This is a genomic window from Blastococcus sp. TBT05-19 (assembly GCF_003319095.1).
In the GTDB taxonomy this organism is placed as follows: domain Bacteria; phylum Actinomycetota; class Actinomycetes; order Mycobacteriales; family Geodermatophilaceae; genus Blastococcus.
On the sequence record NZ_QOHI01000012.1, the window covers coordinates 1 to 1044 of the forward strand.

At 65.6% G+C, this 1044-nt stretch carries 1 protein-coding gene; it reads left to right on the top strand.

Translation table 11 applies throughout. The features are described 5' to 3' along the window. Window positions 1-24 precede the first annotated feature (24 nt). On the top strand, window positions 25-1044 hold a 1020-nt coding region (locus DQ244_RS19075; protein WP_147251563.1), incomplete at its 3' end, for a TerC family protein.

Here is a 1044-nt window from a genome sequence, read left to right on the forward strand (position 1 = left end):
ACCGACCGAGGCAGGAGTCTCCGCATGGATGTCCCGTTGTGGTTGTGGTTGGCCGTGCTCGGCGGCATCGTCGCCATGCTCGCCGTGGACCTGTTCGCGCATCGCAAAGCCCACGTCATCGGCGTGCGCGAGGCCGCGGTCTGGTCGGCGATCTGGGTGGCCATCGGGCTCGCGTTCGGGGCCTATATCTGGTCCGCCTACGGCGCCGAGTTCGGCCAGCAGTACTTCGCCGGCTATGTGATCGAGAAATCGCTGGCGGTCGACAACGTCTTCGTCTGGGCGATCATCTTCACCTACTTCGCCGTTCCCCGGGAGTACCAGCACCGAGTGCTGTTCTTCGGGGTCCTCGGCGCGCTGATCTTCCGCGGCATCTTCATCGCCGGCGGGTCGGTGCTCATCGCCAGCTTCAGCTGGATCCTCTACATCTTCGCCGCGTTCCTACTGTGGACCGGGTACAAGATGATCCGCCAGCGCAACGAGCACCTCGACCCGGAGAAGTCGAAGGCGCTGCGGCTGTTCCGCCGCTACGTCCCGACCACCGACGCCTACCACGGGCAGCGCTTCCTCATCCGCCGCAACGGCCTCCTGATGGCCACCCCGCTGCTGGCGGTGCTGGTCCTGGTCGAGATCACCGACGTCATCTTCGCCGTCGACTCGATCCCGGCGATCTTCGCGGTCACCGACGAGCCGTTCCTCGTCTTCACCGCCAACGCGTTCGCCATCCTGGGACTGCGGGCGATGTACTTCCTGCTCGCCGACCTCATCCACCGCTTCATCTACCTGAAGATCGGCCTGGCCCTGGTGCTGATCTGGGTCGGCATCAAGATGATGCTCAAGGTCGACCTCTTCTACATCCCGACCACCATCAGCCTCGCCGTGATCACCACGATCATCGGGATCTCGATCTACCTGAGTCTCCGGGCCACCCGCGGACAGGGGCGGAAGGCGTTCCAGGCACCGGTCACGCCCCCGTTCCGCGTCGCGACCGACGAGGAGATCGCCGCGCTCCAGCCGGTCTGGGGTCGTGCGTCGCAGCGGCAGGCG